Source organism: Flavobacterium sp. N1736, from assembly GCF_025947065.1.
GTDB lineage: Bacteria > Bacteroidota > Bacteroidia > Flavobacteriales > Flavobacteriaceae > Flavobacterium.
This window is the reverse complement of record NZ_CP109994.1, coordinates 3708532-3723813: the sequence shown is the minus strand read 5'-3', so window position 1 is coordinate 3723813 and position 15282 is coordinate 3708532. Positions and strand designations below refer to the sequence as shown.

General features: G+C 33.7%; 16 protein-coding genes. 5 read left to right on the top strand and 11 right to left on the bottom strand.

Going from position 1 to position 15282, the window contains the following annotated elements:
- Nucleotides 1-2 precede the first annotated feature (2 nt).
- The 4 genes from OLM54_RS15815 to metG form a co-directional block, all read right to left on the bottom strand.
- Nucleotides 3-569, bottom strand: a complete 567-nt coding sequence (locus tag OLM54_RS15815) for an NfeD family protein (RefSeq protein ID WP_264535540.1) — start codon at nucleotides 567-569, stop codon at nucleotides 3-5.
- Nucleotides 570-1978: 1409 nt separating this feature from the next.
- On the bottom strand, nucleotides 1979-2254 hold the full coding sequence (locus OLM54_RS15810; protein ID WP_264535539.1) for a hypothetical protein: 276 nt from the start codon (nucleotides 2252-2254) through the stop codon (nucleotides 1979-1981).
- A 387-nt stretch (nucleotides 2255-2641) separates the two neighbouring features.
- On the bottom strand, nucleotides 2642-2782 hold the full coding sequence (locus OLM54_RS15805; RefSeq protein ID WP_264535538.1) for a hypothetical protein: 141 nt from the start codon (nucleotides 2780-2782) through the stop codon (nucleotides 2642-2644).
- Between the two features lie 125 nt (nucleotides 2783-2907).
- Nucleotides 2908-4965, bottom strand: a complete 2058-nt coding sequence (metG, locus tag OLM54_RS15800; protein ID WP_264535537.1) for a methionine--tRNA ligase — start codon at nucleotides 4963-4965, stop codon at nucleotides 2908-2910.
- A 335-nt stretch (nucleotides 4966-5300) separates the two neighbouring features.
- Here metG and OLM54_RS15795 point away from each other — a divergent pair, with 335 nt between their 5' ends.
- Complete coding sequence (locus OLM54_RS15795) at nucleotides 5301-5528, top strand: CDGSH iron-sulfur domain-containing protein (protein WP_264535536.1); 228 nt, start codon at nucleotides 5301-5303, stop codon at nucleotides 5526-5528.
- Nucleotides 5529-5573: 45 nt separating this feature from the next.
- On the opposite strand, the gene OLM54_RS15790 is transcribed toward OLM54_RS15795, so the two are convergent.
- The 3 genes from OLM54_RS15790 to OLM54_RS15780 all read right to left on the bottom strand — a co-directional run bounded on the left by OLM54_RS15790 (nucleotide 5574) and on the right by OLM54_RS15780 (nucleotide 7766).
- The gene (locus OLM54_RS15790) at nucleotides 5574-6476 is read right to left on the bottom strand and encodes a PhzF family phenazine biosynthesis protein (RefSeq protein ID WP_264535535.1); all 903 of its coding nucleotides are present in this window, start codon (nucleotides 6474-6476) and stop codon (nucleotides 5574-5576) included.
- 269 nt (nucleotides 6477-6745) lie between these two features.
- On the bottom strand, nucleotides 6746-7240 hold the full coding sequence (locus OLM54_RS15785; RefSeq protein WP_264535534.1) for a hypothetical protein: 495 nt from the start codon (nucleotides 7238-7240) through the stop codon (nucleotides 6746-6748).
- A 13-nt stretch (nucleotides 7241-7253) separates the two neighbouring features.
- Complete coding sequence (locus OLM54_RS15780) at nucleotides 7254-7766, bottom strand: hypothetical protein (protein ID WP_264535533.1); 513 nt, start codon at nucleotides 7764-7766, stop codon at nucleotides 7254-7256.
- A 259-nt stretch (nucleotides 7767-8025) separates the two neighbouring features.
- Here OLM54_RS15780 and OLM54_RS15775 point away from each other — a divergent pair, with 259 nt between their 5' ends.
- From OLM54_RS15775 to OLM54_RS15765, 3 genes are all read left to right on the top strand, one after another.
- A complete protein-coding gene (locus OLM54_RS15775) occupies nucleotides 8026-8196 on the top strand; it encodes a hypothetical protein (RefSeq protein ID WP_264535532.1) in 171 nt (56 codons plus the stop codon).
- A 72-nt stretch (nucleotides 8197-8268) separates the two neighbouring features.
- A complete protein-coding gene (locus OLM54_RS15770; RefSeq protein WP_264535531.1) occupies nucleotides 8269-8811 on the top strand; it encodes a hypothetical protein in 543 nt (180 codons plus the stop codon).
- A 186-nt stretch (nucleotides 8812-8997) separates the two neighbouring features.
- On the top strand, nucleotides 8998-10542 hold the full coding sequence (locus OLM54_RS15765) for a patatin-like phospholipase family protein (RefSeq protein WP_264535530.1): 1545 nt from the start codon (nucleotides 8998-9000) through the stop codon (nucleotides 10540-10542).
- A gap of 114 nt (nucleotides 10543-10656) precedes the next feature.
- Here the strand turns inward: OLM54_RS15765 and OLM54_RS15760 are convergent, their stop codons facing one another.
- From OLM54_RS15760 to OLM54_RS15745, 4 genes are all read right to left on the bottom strand, one after another.
- The gene (locus tag OLM54_RS15760; protein ID WP_264535529.1) at nucleotides 10657-11214 is read right to left on the bottom strand and encodes a cysteine hydrolase family protein; all 558 of its coding nucleotides are present in this window, start codon (nucleotides 11212-11214) and stop codon (nucleotides 10657-10659) included.
- Between the two features lie 5 nt (nucleotides 11215-11219).
- Entirely contained in the window at nucleotides 11220-12497 is a 1278-nt protein-coding gene (locus OLM54_RS15755; protein ID WP_264535528.1) for an MFS transporter, read from the bottom strand.
- Nucleotides 12498-12511: 14 nt separating this feature from the next.
- Nucleotides 12512-12940, bottom strand: coding sequence for a MarR family winged helix-turn-helix transcriptional regulator (locus tag OLM54_RS15750; protein WP_264535527.1), 429 nt, complete (start codon nucleotides 12938-12940; stop codon nucleotides 12512-12514).
- 114 nt (nucleotides 12941-13054) lie between these two features.
- On the bottom strand, nucleotides 13055-13666 hold the full coding sequence (locus OLM54_RS15745; protein ID WP_264535526.1) for a DapH/DapD/GlmU-related protein: 612 nt from the start codon (nucleotides 13664-13666) through the stop codon (nucleotides 13055-13057).
- 262 nt (nucleotides 13667-13928) lie between these two features.
- Here OLM54_RS15745 and serS point away from each other — a divergent pair, with 262 nt between their 5' ends.
- On the top strand, nucleotides 13929-15200 hold the full coding sequence (gene serS, locus OLM54_RS15740; protein ID WP_264535525.1) for a serine--tRNA ligase: 1272 nt from the start codon (nucleotides 13929-13931) through the stop codon (nucleotides 15198-15200).
- Nucleotides 15201-15282: the final 82 nt, after the last annotated feature.

The window sequence follows — 15282 nt, the reverse complement described above, 5'->3', positions numbered from 1 at the left end:
TATTAAATTGTTTCTACTATTAAAATATTGTTGTTTTCTATTTTTACTACTTTAACAACTGTTCCTGAGGGGATTCTTTCATTTTCTGTCATAGCTTCTAATTCATGAAATGCACCGTTTACGCTAATCATGATTTTGCCTTTTCCTTTTTTGTTTTCGGGAATCGTTAAATAGACTTCGGCGGTTTTATGTAATGTATTTATAATTTTAAACGAATTGTCTTCGGCTAATTTTTGCACTTGTCTGATAATAAAGAAAAAAAGAATAATAAATAAAACTCCCATTGCTAGAGACAGAAGGATGAGTAATAGCTGGTTATTAATAATTTTATAAAAAGAAATTCCTGTCCAGCTAAATCCTAAAAGAAAATTTATTAAGTTTCTTAGAGAAAAAAGCTGAAAATCACTACTTCCGTTATTTAGATCTGTATCAAAATCCGATTCTATACCATCTGTTAAGTCTAAACCTGTAAATGTTATGATGGCTTGAATAATAAAAATTAAACTTGTGGGAATAGCTATATACCAAAAGGATTTAAGTAAGTAAGGTAAGTTTTCTAAAAGCTCCATAATCAACATTTTGCAGCGAATGTCTTACTTTTAAATGATGAAAGCTAATTTTTGTAAATATTTTCAGTATAATTTATGATTTAAAAAAGCGTTTTCCAATTAATAATAATCGATTCACGCTTTTTCAAATTGCTGAAAAATGCTAATGTTTAAGGCAAAATTATTGACTTTTAACTTGTGTTGATTGACATTAGCAATAAAAAATTAAGATTAATCTTCTACAAATATAGAATAGCCGTAATTGTAGAGTTGCAACAATCAAAAATGTGCCATTAGGCAATAAATATTGGTAGAAAACATGAATTTAAGATTATTAAGCGTGCTGTAGGTACGCAATAGTTATCGTTTTGTTGCGTACCTACGGCACGCTAAAATTATTACCATTTGTATTTTTCTACCAACATCTCGTGCCTAACGGCACAAAAAATGCACAAATTGCAAAAAAAATGTGCCATTAGGCACTAAATATTGGTAGAAAAATTAGGTTTCATATTTCGCAGCGTGCCGTAGGTACGCAACAAAACGTAATCATTGCGTACCTACGGCACGCTAAAATTATTACCATTTGTATTTTTCTACCAACATCTCGTGCCTAACGGCACAAAAAATGCACAAATTGCAAAAAAAATGTGCCATTAGGCACTAAATATTAGTAGAAAAAATTAGGTTTTATATTCCGCAGCGTGCCGTAGGTACGCAACAAAACGTAATCATTGCGTACCTACGGCACGCTAAAATTATTACCATTTGTATTTTTCTACCAACATCTCTTGCCTAACGGCACAAAAAATGCACAAATTGCAAAAAAAATGTGCCATTAGGCACTAAATATTGGAAGAAAAATTAGGTTTCATATTCCGCAGCGTGCTGTAGGTACGCAATAGTTATCGTTTGTTGCGTACCTACGGCACGCTAAAATTATTACCATTTGTATTTTTCTATCAACATCTCTTGCCTAACGGCACAAAAAATGCACAAATTGCAAAAAAAATGTGCCATTAGGCACTAAATATTGGTAGAAAAATTAGGTTTTATATTCTGCAGCGTGCCGTAGGTACGCAACAAAACGTAATCATTGCGTACCTACGGCACGCTAAAATTATTACCATTTGTATTTTTCTATCAATATCTCTTGCTTAAAGGCACAAAAAATGCACAAATTGCAAAAAAAATGTGCCATTAGGCACTAAATATTGGTAGAAAAAATTAGGTTTCATATTCCGCAGCGTGCCGTTAGGTACGCAACAAAACGATTCCTATTGCGTACCTAACGGCACGCTATATATTTCAATTCATGTTTTTTCTACCAATATTTAGTGCCTAACGGCACAAAAAATTAAAGATTCAATTTTTAATCTTTGATTGGTAATATCAGTAAAATTTAGGATTAAACTTGTTTTTGTGTGGTATTAGGCATTCATGATTTTCTTGCAGGCAATGTTAATTTCCCTGTCAGAAAAAGAACCAAGCAAGTTTGTCAACAATTTACTGATTCTAATAGAACTTACCATTTTGATACGGAGATATTGGTCGTCACCCATATCTGTTAAGAGAATTGTCTCGAAAATTTCAGACAAATTTTCCGGTTGCTCTCTAAAATCTTCCTCATACCAAAGGGCTAAAAGGAATTTTGCCATTGCACGCATTACATCTGGCTCTGATGTTTTTTCATTTTCTCTAGTCATAATCGAAAATATTAAACGCACGAAACCCTCGCTTTAGGTGTGACTAAATATTCAAAGAATAGATTTAGGACAGTTTCCTGTTCCATCACCATGGCGAGGGTTCGCTTATGTTAACTTTAATAAGTTTTTATTTAAAGTTTGAAATATTTAGTCGAGACGAATGTACAACTAAAAACTCAGTATGTAAGAAAAATACATTTGTTTTTATCCTACAAGGTTTTTTTCAACCTTGTAGGTATGATAATATATTTAAAACCTACAAGGTTGAAAAAAACCTTGCAGGAAAACGAATATAAAAATAAGTTTTAAGTTAGACTTTCATTTCTAATGGAACAATATTCAAAAGGCATTTTGCAGTAAGGTTTAGCTAAAAAAGACCAAATTATTTCATTTCAGCCATTCCCGCATTTCAGAAATTACTTCTTCATTTCTATGAAAATTTCCATTTTCAATTTCTATACGACTACTTTCAATTGCCGTTTTTTGTTCATATGATAATTCAAAAAGTTCTTGTTCTGATGAGTCCATAATATTTCTTTCTTTAAAATTAAAGATTTATTCTCAGATTGCATAAACGTATTTAAATAAAGAAAGTTATCTGCCAGATATTTTAGGCGGATAACTTTCTCTTAATTTATTATTTATCAAAATAATTAATTTATAGTTTCTCCATTTGGAGCATCAGTATCAGGATTTACGAATACTAATTTTCCTTCGGCGTTTGTTGTCATTAAGATCATACCTTGACTTTCAACTCCGCGTAAAGCTCTTGGTGCTAAATTTGCCAAAACTGTAACACGTTTTCCAATGATTTCTTCTGGCGAAAAGCTTTCGGCAATTCCTGAAACGATTGTGCGAACGTCAATTCCGGTATCAATTTTTAGCACCAGAAGTTTGTTTGCTTTTGGCATTTTTTCGGCTTCAATAATAGTTCCTACGCGTAAATCCATTTTAGCAAAATCCTCATATTGAATCAAATCTTTTTGAGGTTCTACTTGTTTGTTTTCAGCAAGATTTGCAGTTTTTGTAGCTTCCAATTTATCTATTTGTTTTTGTATTTCTTCGTCTTCAATTTTTGCGAATAATAATTCGGCTTCACCAATTTGGTGACCATCCGGAATCAATTCTGAATTTTCGGCAACATCATTCCATTTCAATTTGCCTTCGTTTTTCAATATTCTTGACAATTTTGCCGCAGTAAAAGGTAAAAATGGCTCAGCCAAAACGCTCAAAGCAGCAGCAATTTGCAAGGCAATATACATTTGAGTTTTTACTCTTTCAGGATTGTCTTTCATCACTTTCCAAGGCTCTTCATCGGCAAGATATTTATTTCCTAAACGCGCAACATTCATCAATTCGCCAAGAGCTTCACGGAATCTATAACGCTCAACCGAACTTGAAATCACGGCTGGATACGCTTTTAATTCTGCCAAAGTATTTTCGTCAACCTCAGATAATTCGTTAGGTGTCGGGATAAATCCGTCGTAATATTTATTGGTTAAAACCACAACACGATTAATAAAATTCCCGAAAATAGCAACCAATTCGTTGTTGTTTCTCGCCTGGAAATCTTTCCATGTAAAATCGTTATCCTTAGTTTCCGGTGCGTTTGATGTCAATGCATAACGTAAAACATCTTGTTTCTCCGGAAATTCTTCTAAATATTCATGCAGCCAAACTGCCCAGTTTTTCGAAGTCGAAAGTTTGTTTCCTTCCAAATTCAAAAATTCATTTGCAGGAACATTGTCCGGCAAAATATAGCTTCCTTCGGCTTTAAGCATCGCCGGGAAAATAATACAGTGAAAAACAATGTTGTCTTTCCCAATAAAATGAACCAGTTTCGTGTCTTCGTCTTTCCAGTATGGTTCCCAATCTTTTCCTTCGCGCAATGCCCATTCTTTCGTAGACGAAATATATCCGATAGGCGCATCAAACCAAACGTATAATTTTTTTCCTTCAGCACCTTCAACCGGAACATCAATTCCCCAATCAAGGTCACGCGTTACGGCGCGAGGTTCAAGTCCGCCATCAACCCACGATTTAACTTGTCCGTACACGTTTGGTTTCCAGTCGTTTTTATGTTCAACAAGAATCCATTCTGTTAAGAATTCAGTATAGCGGTCAAGAGGTAAAAACCAGTGTTTTGTAGATTTCAAGATTGGAGTTTCTCCTGTAATTGTCGATTTTGGATTAATCAAATCTGTCGCATTCAAAGTCGATCCGCAATTTTCGCATTGATCGCCATAAGCTCCTTCATTACCGCATCTTGGGCAAGTTCCTACTACAAAACGATCCGCCAGAAACTGATCTGCTTTTGCATCGTACAATTGCTCCGTTACTTCTTCAATAAAATCGCCATTATCATACAATTTTCTAAAAAATTCCTGAGCCGTATCATGATGAATTTTAGCCGAAGTTCGGGAATAATTATCAAACGAAATTCCGAAATCAGCAAATGATTTTCTAATAATTCCGTCATATTTATCAATAACTTCTTGTGGTGTAATTCCTTCTTTTTTAGCTTTCATCGAAATTGCAACGCCATGTTCATCGCTTCCGCAAATAAACGCAACGTCTTTTCCTTGCAAACGTAAATATCTCGAATAAATATCTGCAGGCACGTAAACCCCCGCCAAATGCCCAATATGTATAGGTCCGTTGGTGTAAGGCAAAGCCGCCGTAATAGTATATCTCTTTGGATTTTGTATCATAACTCAATTTTATTGAGTGCAAAAATAAGCAATAGAATTGAGATTTTGTTATTTCACGGAGATTCGCCAAGGTTTTCGCTGAGTTTTTTAATCTCGCAGGCGCAGAGAAGCAAAGTTTTTTAAGTTAATGCTACAGATTAAAGGATTAAAATGATTTTTAAATTAAAATCTGCTCAATCTGCGTGAAACAAAACCTTTCCGAATCTCCGCGTTTTTTCTTTGTGTATCTCTATGAAATAACCCCATAAAATAGAACCAGTTTAAACTAGCGTCTCAATTAAAATCTTCAAAATTTATTTCGCAATCTTTGCCCTGAAAAAAACAAAAACAAAGTTATGAGCAAGACAAAATTAATCATCAATAAAAACGGATCTATAAAAATCGAAGGCGACTTTGAAATCATGGATGCTGAAGGAACTGTATACGGACTTCAGGGAAGATCTGCATTAGGACTTTGCCGTTGTGGATTATCGAACAATAAACCTTTTTGCGATGGTGGACACCGCAATAATTTCGAACACGATTCAATTGCGTTTGATTTACCGCCAATGAAAACGAACTAATTTCTGGTTGGAATATAAAAAAAGCTGCATTTAATGCAGCTTTTTTTATAGATATAATTCTCCTTTCATGGTTATAATCGATGAACCGCCAACGAGAATATCTTCTTCGCGATGCATCACTTCAATCAGCGAAGGCTGTTTTAACTTGACACCTTGCAGGATTTTATATTCTTTGTCTGATTTAGTAAATTTCTTTTGAGTCAGAAATCCAATTAGAGGTCCGGCAGCCGTTCCAGTCGCGGGATCTTCATTTATTCCGATTATTGGATTGAAAAATCGCGTTTCGATTATATGTTCCTGATTTTCATCAGCAATAGTGAAACAATAAAACCCTTCAAACTTATATTCTTTTGAAATTTCTATTAAAAGCTGATTATCAGGAATGCAGTTATTGAGTATTTGACTGTTTTTTATAGGAACCATCGTATGTGCAACTTCTGTTTTAACAATTGTGGGAACAAAAGCATTTACGTCTAAATCTTCAATTTTTAAACCAAGCGCAACCGCAATTCTATATGTTGGAATTTCTTGTTTAATCACTGCCGATTTTTGATGCATTTGCACCACAGGATATTGTGTAACCGGATCAAAACTTACCGTTAATGGTATTGGCGAATTTTTCATGATCACAAAAGGCTCACTTTCATTTTGATCTTCAAAAATGGGCATTTTTTTGAGTAGCGCACCACAAACTGCGCCCAGTAAATTATGTCCTGCACCATCGATTTCAATTCCGGTTGGTGTAAACGAACGAACATTGAGCGCTTTTTGTTTTGTAGAATAATAAACAAAAGAAGTTTCAGAATAGCCAAATTCTTTAGAGATATTTTGATAAGTTGCCAAATCTAAAATTCCATCAGTAAAAACTACAGATAATGGATTTCCTCTGTAACTTTTATTCGAGAATACATCTAAAACATAATATTCTAATGCTTTTCTTTGTTCCATTATTTATCTTTTTTTGAATTAGTTTATTGACTCTAAAAACAAGTTAGTACTTTTTTTACGATCAAAGTTACAACTAATACTGTTAAATATTTGCTATGTATTGATTAGTAATATTTTAAATTTTAAAAAAGATTATCACATATTTAGCATTACTCTTAAATCCCCACAAAAATAAGATAAACAACAAAAGAGAAATCGCCATTAAGCGATCTTATCCCGAGTCAGTGCCTTTTGACAGGTTTGATAGCGCGGATTTGTTTATGACATGTTTATTTTTGTATAAATAAAATTGGTGGTGCTACCATTTTCTCAATACCACTTAAATCAAACTTTTTATTGATTTTCATAAAATTATGTTGATTTTTAATATTTGTTAATGTTTTTCCAAATAGCCAAAATTGATCTGGACCTTGATGACCATGAATTTTAAGTTGTTGATATTGTTTATCATCTTTTAAATAAAAAGCATTAGTTTCTCCATCTTCAATTAAACTGTTTGAAAATTCCTTTTCTTTTGGAAAAGATAAGTTATCTAAAGCGATTTGAATTCTTTCTCTTTCGTCGTCGTCTAAAATTGTAAAAGAAGTTTGTTCTTCAAGGCGATAAGTGTTAATATGATAAAGAGTATCAGATGAGTTGAATTTTAAATAATAAGATTCACGAATATTCCATTTAAAGAAAGTAAAATCGTATTTCTTTTTTGGAGATTGACAACCTGCCAATAATATTATTAGAAATACGGCATTTGAATATATTTTCATCATATGTTTGTTTTTGCTAATCTTCAAGAATTTCTTCCTTTTTTAACTTAGAAACTTCTATAATTTGTTCAGATAAGTTTACAAATGTAGTTAGTCCTCTTTTTTGGGTATCATAGTCTGGAGACCAAAAACTATAGCTTTGATTTTTTCCTTTTGAACCAAATTGTATTTGCCAAGTGCTACCATCTTTCTCATCTGCAAAGGCTTTGCCAATGTTTATTTTATTGAAAGAAGAAGCTACATCAGCAAATTTGTTAAAAATTTTGATATCAATTGTCATGAATTTTTCAATTTTACTATATTCCCATCGAGTAGTATATATTGCGGGTCTGGTTTGTACAAATACAAGTGCACTATCATTACTTGACATTCTTGCAATCTTAATTTTTACTTCATTAAATGGAATTCTTCTACTGTTTATATAAGAAAATTCAATTTCGTCTATTTTTTGAGGTATGTTTGAATCTCTTTTTTGGCAATTTAAAAAGATGAATGCTATAATAGTAATATAAAAATAGTTTTTAATCATAAGTGAAATAGATGTTAGTTCAAGCTAAAATACTCTTTTTAACTTCAAGATAATCTCACAAAATTATATTTCTTATAAAACGGAGATCGCGTTAGGGATAGCAGCGGAAAACCCACAGCCTGACGAGGGAAGTGCGAGGACTTGCAGTGATCCCGAAGCCTCGGGACGATCCGCGGCGATGGAAAACACCCGAAAAATTATTCTCATTCATATCATTATTTCTCCGAAATTTGCAAAACAAAGTAAAGAACCGAAAATCATGGCAAAAGGACCCGAAAAAAACACCAAAAACAAGGCTTTACATACCAAATTGCTAAATAAGAAAAAGGCGAAACTTCAGGAAGAAAAAAGAGAACGCGCATTGCGATTGAAAGCTTTAGTTGCAAAAATGAACGAAAAAAAGAATAGTGACGAATCTGATGTCATTTAATACCTATTGTATTTCTTTTCTGTTTTAATTTAATGGAAATTTGCAGTCACAATTACAAAACAAAAAATCAAGATGGAGGAATTTGGCAGAATATTAGTTTCTGAAACGGCAATGAACAGTGAAAATCTTCAGGATGTTATTCACTCAAATATATCGGTAATCAATTTAATGCGTGAGGAAGGTGTCGACGACGAATTTATTCACGAAGATGCCTTAATGAGTTATTATCTGGATTATTACTGGTCGCAATATGCCGAAGGAAATTTTGCTCAGTTTGTTCATAAATCGGGTTGGAATAAAGAATTAAATGAACTTATCGAAGAAGGTTTGGCTTTAATTGGCGCCGAGAAACATTTGGAGCTATTTCAACAACAAAGCAAAAAAGTCAAATTGATGAGCAGTGTAAAGCTGGCTAAATTTTTAAAAGGCAAATTAGAAGGCGTAAAGCCAATTCGTGATTCCTTAAACAATGATACTTTTTATGAATTAGAAGAAAATCTGATTACGCTAAATGCCAATTTCCTGAAAAATCACCCTGATTTCGAAGTACTTTCGGTCGATGATATGTTTGCAGCTTTAGAAGAATTTGTTGGGCATGAGATAAAGCGTGCTTAATTTTTGAAGGTTCAAAGGCTCAAAGGCTCAAAGACGCAAAGGTTTTGAGGTTTTTTATCGCAAAGTTTTATAATAAATTTAATGAATTGCTTTTAATGTTAAAGATTTCAGTAGCTGATATTTAACTTTGTAAAGTTTCTTGTAATTTCGCTTATACTGATTTTGGTATTCAATAAAAGTCAAAAAATGAGATATAAATACTGCCGAATATTGCTGTTTCTTTTTCTTCAGACAGGATTTTCTCAAAACAAAATAAATCTTTTTTCAGAAATCAATTATAACTCAATTCCTTCGGTTTCATTAACCGATTATAAATCGGTTCAGGAACGTGACAGTAATTTTCAAAACCCCAATATTGCATTAGGAATCGGAATTTCGGGCGGAGGTTCGCGTGCCCAGTTTTTTAGTATGGGCGTTCTTTTGGGTTTAGAAGAAATTAAGGAAAATAATAGCCAGCGCAATTTTTTAAACGAAATTGATTATTTCTCGACTGTTTCCGGAGGCTGTTATTCGGCAGGTTATTATTTAACAATCCTTAAAAACAAACTCTATCACGACAACTGCACTTTCAATGAGTTTTACTTTTCTAAAGCCGATGCTTATAAAGATTATGTCGATAAATCGGCGAATATTTTATCACTTTTAAGTAATAGCCGAAACGAAAAAGGAGATAAAATATCCATGACACAACGATTAGATTCAGAGGTTTTGCAATACGATATTATAAATCCTGAAAACCCGTATAAGTTTAAAACCCAAATGCTGCTGTCTGATTTTTTTGTTCCCAAAGAAAGCAAAAACGTTCCGTATTTACCCATGATGGTTGCCAATGGAACCGCGTATAATAACGGCGAACGCATTCCGTTTATGCCACATATTATTCGGGGATTAAATTTAAATGCTTCTTTAGCGCCCAATAAAGCTGCAATTTCATTAAACGAAAACCAGATAAACGACGGTTATAATTTTCCGCTTACGTATGCGATTACAGCAAGTTCTGCTTTTCCGGGTGTGCTTCCAAAAGTAAAATTCGGGGTTAAAAATCAGGATAAAATATTGTGTATTATTGATGGCGGCGCTTCCGATAATATGGGTTATAAAACCTTAATCGAATTACTTAATAACGATACTAAAGTCGACAATAAAAACAAAAAAGCACTTTTTATCGATTGTTTGGGACAAGGAAAAAAAGAACCTTATATCACTGATGAGAAGATACGGCTGATTACCTTGTTAGAAACAGCATCTTTATACACCGTTCAAACACGATATATAACTTTTGAGCGCGATGTCGAAAATTTAATGGATCGCTACAAAATACCAACTTCAAATTATCAGGTTATTGGTTTTACTACTTTGCGCGAATATTTATTGAAAATGAAGAAAGACTCCGCGTATGAAAATTTGGTTTTAGAATTAAAAAACACGGATAACGAATATGCTAATTGGCTAAAATTTGAGAACAGGTTTAAACAAGATCTGATAGATCAGTTTGGCGATCTTAGTTTTAGAAAAGACAAAGACGGCGAAATTATCCTGGCAACTTTAACCAGAGACAAATTTCACGAATTGACGGCTGCTGAAATTTTAATTCTATACGAATTTGCTTCTCATGTTGAAACCAAACTCAGAATAACGCCCGAAGAAAGAGAAATGTTGTTACTCGCCGGACGTTTTGCGTCGTATTTAAAAACGAATGAATTAAAAGAATTATTGGTAGAACACAAATAGTTTTTAGGAGCTATTTCCAGCTATACGCTTGTATCTTTTCCTGCCTAAAGAAGGCAGGAAAAGGATACCGCTTCTATCTGGGCTAGGGCTTTACGGTTACAAAGCGCTTTTCAATTATTCTAAATTCTTCCATTCTTCAATAGTCAATACATTTGCGTGACGTAAAAAAACCTTTGTAGTTAGAACACGATGAACTTCATCATCACGATCTGCACATCCGTTCGATAAAACAGTGACTTTATAATCTTTGTCGCTGGCTTCGGTTGTGGTCGATAATACAATTCCGCTCGTTGCCACGCCGGTAAGAACAAGATGTTTAATATCATTTGACCTTAAAATAATTTCCAGTTCGCTTCCTGTAAAAGCACTTACACGACGCTTTGTAACAACAATATCATTAAGCTGAGGTTCTAATGCAGGATGAACTTTTGAAAATTCATCAAGATTAATCTCAGTTATTCGCTCTTTTGTAGCAGCAAAAACTTTGTTATTAGCGCTAATTTCCGAACCTCCATTCTTGAAACCAAGTCTGGCGTAAATAATTGGAATGTTTTTACTTCGGGCAATTGCAATTGCGTTTGCAACATTTTCTATTATGGCTGGAGATTCCGGAAAAGTTGACAAAATTCCCAGTTGCATATCCATGACGAGTAAAGCAGTATTTTGACTCATATCTATTAAATTTGATTGTTAATAATATCTGTTTCTTCTGTTTGTATCGGGATTACTATTTTTTTGTTTTTCTTTCTTCTTTTATAAAAAAGATAAAAAGAAAAGGCAATAATAAGTGCTATAATGCCCTGAATAAGTAAGCTGTTTGGTGCGCCAATATATTTAGAAACCATTCCGATAAATAAACTTCCTATCGGAATCATGCCAAAAGCTGCCATTGCAAAAAAGCTAATTACCCGACCTCTCATGGCTTCATCTGCTTCTAATTGTAAAATTGTATTGCAAATAGGAATTAGAGACATAGTTCCAAATCCGCAGATAATAGCAATTGCCATCGCTATTGGAAAAATATTGAGATGCGAAAAAATCATTAAACTAACACCTAAAATAAGCGTATTTATAAACAGTATTTTCTGCAGGTTCGCACTTGATTTTAAAGAGGCTAAAAAAATGGCCGCCGTCACCGCACCTAAACCAATAAAACTATTGATATAACCAAAAGTAGCTGCGTTTCCTTTAAAAATTATTTTGGCATAAACAGGCAACAGTGTATTGTACGGAACAACAAGTAAACACAAAAGCGATAACATTAAGATGATAATGCTAATTTTCGGCGTGTTTTTAAGATACATTATGCCTTCTTTTAAATCGGTTGTAATTTTCTTTTTTGTTAAAGTTGGTTTGTAAGGCGGCAATTTCATTAGCATTAATGAAATAATAACCGCTACAAAACTGATTGCATTTAGTAAAAAACAATTTCCTGCTCCAAACTGTGTCAATACAATTCCGGATAGCGACGGACCAATCAAACGCGCCAGGTTATTTAATGTTGAATTTAACGCAATAGCATTTGGGAGATCTTCTTTTTTCTTTATAATGTCGTGAACCAAAGGCTGTCTCGCCGGAATATCAAAAGCATTTACAATTCCCAGTAAAACACTTAATGACAATATTTGCCAGATAGCATAATGTTCTGTAAAAACCAAAACCGTAAGCAATATAGCTTGCACGGCAGATATGATTTGGGTAATCATTAAAACCTTATACCGATTGTATCTGTCTGCAACAACGCCGCCAAGAAGTGAAAATAAAAAAGAAGGAAATTGCTCGGCAAAAACGGTTAATCCCAACATAAAAGTAGACTGTGTCATGCTGTAAACCATCCAGACAACGGCGGTTCGCTGCATCCACATTCCGATTCTTGAAACCAATTGTCCTCCAAAAAACAAAGCGTAATTTCGACTTTGAAATGCTTTGAAGGTTCTGATGTTTAAAATCTTCATTGATATTTTTGATTTTAATTGATTGGAACAATTTTGTTTAAAACTGGAATTACTTTTTCTAATAATGCCTTTTCTTCATTTGTTAATGTCTCATCAATAGCGTCTGAAAGCCATTTATCGCGATCAAATCGTGTTTGTTCAACCGCTTTTTTTCCATATTCAGTCAATGAAATATAGACTTTTCGACCATCTTTTGTTGAAGGAGTTCGGGTAATGATTTCCAGTTCTTCAAGTTTTTTAATGATTTGTGACATCGATTGTGTTTTAACCCGTGTCAAATTTGCAAGCTCAGAAGGAAGTAAAGCAGTATTTCGAATCAAATGCCCGATAGTTTCCATTTCAGTGAGCGAAAGTGAATTAACAGAATACATTTGTTTGCGTAAACTTTTGTGAAGAAGCGATATTGTAGTACGCAATGATGAAGCTAAATCTTTTGTTTCCATATTTATAAAGTTAAACTTGTTAGGTAACCTTACAAAATTAAAACAAAATTGATTAGCTTAATTTGTGTTTTTGATTTTTATGAAAAGTTTCACAAAATCAGCATAATGAAATGTTTATTTGGGTACAACTTGTTCGATTAGTTCAAGTCTTTTTACAATTGAGTTTTTACTTAAAATAGTTCCCGGAGATAATACGGCGTTCGCGCCAATTCTGGAGTTATCGCCAATCAGCGATCCAAATTTATCGGAGTTTGTTTCAATAATTTCTGAGTTATAAAGTACAGAAATTTTCTTGACAGCTCTTTCGTTATAATGATTTGCTGCAATTGAACCTGCTTCAAAATTGATGTTTCGTCCCACAATACTATTTCCAATGTAGTTAAAATGAGCAATCGCAGTATCAGAGTAAATAATACTGCTTTTAATTTCGCAGCCCGGACCAATTTTCACAGAGTCGGCTAAATAAGCGCCTTCTCTAAAATAAGCATTTGCTCCAATATAGCAGTTTTTACCAATAATTGCAGGCGATTTTATAGTAACATTGTTTTCAATAATCGCCGTTTTATGAATGGCAGTATTGTTTTCAATTACAAAATCGTCATCAAGATTCAGAATCATTTTTTCGATTATCGTCTTGAGATTAGTTGTAATTTCCCAAGGCTGCAACGAAGAAAAGTCTTTGAAATTTATGGAAAAATCTTCAATAAAATGGTCAATATGTATCATGGTAAATTTTAATTGCAATTTAATTAATTCTTTTTGTTTTGAAGATGTTAAAATAGTTTCACAGAGAGACACAAAAATTTCCAGAGATTCACGAAGTACTATTTTTGATAAAAAACTTTGCGAATCTTTGCAAAACCTTCGCGCATCTTTGTGGAATAACCTTTAAAAATAGATTTTCCTCTTAAACTTTGTCTTATTCTTAGCAAACATTTCCTTAAATTTGCTTCCTTTATATAAAAATACTAGTTATAAAAACCAAGCTATGTTACAAATCGCATTTATTAGAGAGAATCAGGAGAAAGTAATCAAGGCTTTAGCAAAACGAAATATCGATGCTAAAAGCGTTGTTGAAGAAGTGGTGCAATTAGACGAAAACCGTCGCGCAACACAAGTAGAATTAGACAATACTTTATCTGAATCTAATAAATTATCCAAAGATATAGGCGAACTAATGAAAGCGGGAGAGAAATCTAAAGCTGCAATCTTAAAAGAAAAAACCGTATCGTTAAAAGAAAAAAGTAAAGAATTAGGCGAAAAAGCAGAAGCTTTGGCAACCGAATTAACCAATAAATTATATACGTTACCAAATCTTCCGGCAGATATTGTTCCTGAAGGAAAAACTCCGGATGACAATTTGAATGTTTTTCAGGAAGGTGATATTCCGGTTTTGCACGAAGGCGCACAGCCACACTGGGAATTGGTGAAAAAATATGATATCATCGATTTTGAATTGGGTGTAAAAATTACCGGTGCCGGATTCCCTGTTTACAAAGGAAAAGGAGCTCGTTTGCAACGTGCTTTGATCAATTACTTTTTAGATAAAAATACGGCTGCAGGATATAATGAAGTTCAGGTGCCGCATTTGGTAAACGAAGCTTCAGGTTATGGAACTGGACAATTGCCGGATAAAGAAGGACAAATGTATCACTCAACAATTGATGATTTATATTTGATTCCAACTGCTGAGGTTCCGGTTACGAATTTATTTCGCGATGTTATTTTAAACGAAAGCGAATTACCGGTTTTACATACGGCTTATACGCCATGTTTCCGTCGTGAAGCAGGTTCTTACGGAGCTCACGTTCGTGGATTAAACCGTTTGCACCAATTTGATAAAGTTGAAATTGTACGTATCGAACATCCTGAAAAGTCTTATGAAGCACTTGACGGAATGGTGGAGCACGTAAAAGATATATTGAAAGAATTAAAATTGCCTTACCGCGTTTTACGTTTATGTGGCGGCGATATGGGTTTCACATCGGCTTTAACGTATGATTTTGAAGTTTTCTCTACAGCGCAGGATCGTTGGTTAGAGATTAGTTCAGTTTCTAACTTTGAGACATTTCAGGCAAATCGTTTGAAATTGCGTTTTAAAGATAAAGACGGAAAAAACCAATTGGCACACACACTTAACGGAAGTTCATTGGCATTGCCAAGAGTTTTGGCCGGAATTTTAGAAAATTACCAAACACCGGAAGGAATTGTAATTCCGGAAGTTTTACGTCCGTACTGCGGATTTGATATTATAGATTAATTTAGTTTAGAGTCGCAGTCTCAGTTTTCAGTTCAAACTGCGACTGAAAACTGCGACCGAGACTGTAAACTATTTACCGAGA

Bases quoted from the DNA above. Each gene is read 5' to 3' on its own strand.
- OLM54_RS15815 (WP_264535540.1), bottom strand. From the start codon at position 569: ATGGAGCTTTTAGAAAACTTACCTTACTTACTTAAATCCTTTTGGTAT.
- OLM54_RS15810 (WP_264535539.1), bottom strand. From the start codon at position 2,254: ATGACTAGAGAAAATGAAAAAACATCAGAGCCAGATGTAATGCGTGCA.
- OLM54_RS15805 (WP_264535538.1), bottom strand. From the start codon at position 2,782: ATGGACTCATCAGAACAAGAACTTTTTGAATTATCATATGAACAAAAA.
- metG (WP_264535537.1), bottom strand. From the start codon at position 4,965: ATGATACAAAATCCAAAGAGATATACTATTACGGCGGCTTTGCCTTAC.
- OLM54_RS15795 (WP_264535536.1), top strand. From the start codon at position 5,301: ATGAGCAAGACAAAATTAATCATCAATAAAAACGGATCTATAAAAATC.
- OLM54_RS15790 (WP_264535535.1), bottom strand. From the start codon at position 6,476: ATGGAACAAAGAAAAGCATTAGAATATTATGTTTTAGATGTATTCTCG.
- OLM54_RS15785 (WP_264535534.1), bottom strand. From the start codon at position 7,240: ATGATGAAAATATATTCAAATGCCGTATTTCTAATAATATTATTGGCA.
- OLM54_RS15780 (WP_264535533.1), bottom strand. From the start codon at position 7,766: ATGATTAAAAACTATTTTTATATTACTATTATAGCATTCATCTTTTTA.
- OLM54_RS15775 (WP_264535532.1), top strand. From the start codon at position 8,026: ATGGCAAAAGGACCCGAAAAAAACACCAAAAACAAGGCTTTACATACC.
- OLM54_RS15770 (WP_264535531.1), top strand. From the start codon at position 8,269: ATGGAGGAATTTGGCAGAATATTAGTTTCTGAAACGGCAATGAACAGT.
- OLM54_RS15765 (WP_264535530.1), top strand. From the start codon at position 8,998: ATGAGATATAAATACTGCCGAATATTGCTGTTTCTTTTTCTTCAGACA.
- OLM54_RS15760 (WP_264535529.1), bottom strand. From the start codon at position 11,214: ATGAGTCAAAATACTGCTTTACTCGTCATGGATATGCAACTGGGAATT.
- OLM54_RS15755 (WP_264535528.1), bottom strand. From the start codon at position 12,497: ATGAAGATTTTAAACATCAGAACCTTCAAAGCATTTCAAAGTCGAAAT.
- OLM54_RS15750 (WP_264535527.1), bottom strand. From the start codon at position 12,940: ATGGAAACAAAAGATTTAGCTTCATCATTGCGTACTACAATATCGCTT.
- OLM54_RS15745 (WP_264535526.1), bottom strand. From the start codon at position 13,666: ATGATACATATTGACCATTTTATTGAAGATTTTTCCATAAATTTCAAA.
- serS (WP_264535525.1), top strand. From the start codon at position 13,929: ATGTTACAAATCGCATTTATTAGAGAGAATCAGGAGAAAGTAATCAAG.